This window comes from Streptomyces sp. CO7 (genome assembly GCF_053474865.1).
Genome location: NZ_JBRIOU010000010.1, coordinates 59,498 through 61,119 on the forward strand (window position 1 = coordinate 59,498; position 1,622 = coordinate 61,119).

The 1,622-nt window shown below is 71.8% G+C and carries 2 protein-coding genes; one reads left to right on the plus strand and one right to left on the minus strand.

What is annotated here, in order from left to right:
* Positions 1-866 (minus strand): metallophosphoesterase (locus ACOV8S_RS28570; RefSeq protein WP_448321472.1); only part of this gene is annotated, 866 nt, incomplete at its 3' end.
* Positions 867-944: 78 nt separating this feature from the next.
* Between ACOV8S_RS28570 and ACOV8S_RS28575 the strand changes: the two genes are divergently transcribed.
* On the plus strand, positions 945-1,409 hold the full coding sequence (locus ACOV8S_RS28575) for a GatB/YqeY domain-containing protein (RefSeq protein WP_382552581.1): 465 nt from the start codon (positions 945-947) through the stop codon (positions 1,407-1,409).
* Positions 1,410-1,622: the final 213 nt, after the last annotated feature.

Sequence of the window (1,622 nt, forward strand, 5' to 3'; positions counted from 1 at the left end):
GTGTACCGGTTGGCCCCGCAGCCCGCCGAGACGTGCAGGAAGGACGTGTTGCCGCCGGCGGTGTGGGTGGACAGGCCCTTGACCCGCTCGGTGTCGAGGTCGCAGTTGGTGACCAGGGCCCCGTAGAACGGGATGCAGAGCTGTCCGCCGTGCGTGTGGCCGGCGAGGACCAGCGGGTAGCCGTCCTCGGTGAACGCGTCCAGCGAGCGCAGGTAGGGCGCGTGCACGACGCCCATGGCGAAGTCACCGGCGCCGGACGGGCCGCCCGCGACCTCGTCGTACCGGTCCCGCTTGATGTGCGGGTCGTCAAGGCCGGTCAGCTCGACCGAGACGCCGTCGACCTTCAGCGTGCCGCGGGTGTTGGTGAGGTTCAGCCAGCCCGCCTCGTCGAAAGCGTCCCGCAGCCCCTCCCAGGGGTTGTGGATCGCCCCGGTGGCGGGCTCGTTGCCGTTGAGGCCGTGCTTGCCCTGGACCTTCTCGACCAGGTACTTCGCCGGGTTGCGCAGCTTGGGGCCGTAGTAGTCGTTGGAGCCGAAGACGTACGCCCCCGGGAACTCCATCAGCGGCTCCAGCGCGTCCAGCACCTCCGGCACGCCTTCGGTGTCGGAGAGGTTGTCGCCGGTGTTGATGACGAAGTCGGGCCGCAGCCCGGCCAGCGACCGCAGCCAGCGCTGCTTCTTGCGCTGCCCGCTGACCATGTGGATGTCGGAGATCTGCAGGACGCGCAGCGGGCGCATCCCGGCGGGCAGGACCGGAACGGTCACCCGCCGCAGCCGGAACGCACGGGCCTCGAACCCGGCGGAGTAGACGAGACCGGCGGCAGCAGCCGCGGTGATGCCGAGGGGGACCTTGTAGAGCGCGCGCATGCCGTCCATCGTCTCAGGGTGCCCGCAGGACCGTAAATCAAGGGGCGTTCGCTGCGACACACCTGCGACAATCAAGCCATGACCACGCTCAAGTCGAAGCTGCAGGAAGACCTCAACGCGGCGATCAAGGGGCGCGACGAGCTGCGCTCCTCGACGCTCCGCCTCACCCTGACCGCGATCACCAAGGAGGAGGTGTCGGGTACGGAGAAGCGCGAGCTCTCCGACGACGAGGTCCTCAAGGTGATCACCCGTGAGGCGAAGAAGCGCCGTGAGGCCGCGGAGGCGTTCGCGCAGGGCGGCCGCCCCGAGAGCGCCGAGCGGGAGAAGGCCGAGGGCGAGTTCCTCGCCGAGTACCTGCCCCAGCAGCTGAGCGACGACGAACTGAACGGGCTGGTGGACCAGGCGGTCGAGGAGGCCAGGGCGGCCGGCGCCGAGGGCCCCAGGGCCATGGGCCAGGTCATGAAGATCGTGAACCCGAAGGTGGCCGGGCGCGCCGAGGGCGGCCGGGTGGCCGCCGCGGTGAAGTCGCGCCTCCTGGGCTGACGCCCGCGCCGCGCGCGGACCCGCGCCGACCCGCGTCGACCTGCACCGGGGCCACGGCCCGCGCGTGCGAGGCGCCCCGCGCGGGCAGAGGCGGCTCCGCTCAGTCCGAGGCGCCCGCGCTCCACAACGACACTCGGCCCCTCACCGCACAACGCGGTGAGGGGCCGAGTGCTGTCACGCCGTCCGCACCGGGGGCCCTGGGGCCGCCGGGGG

Bases quoted from the DNA above. Each gene is read 5' to 3' on its own strand.
- ACOV8S_RS28575 (WP_382552581.1), top strand. From the start codon at position 945: ATGACCACGCTCAAGTCGAAGCTGCAGGAAGACCTCAACGCGGCGATC.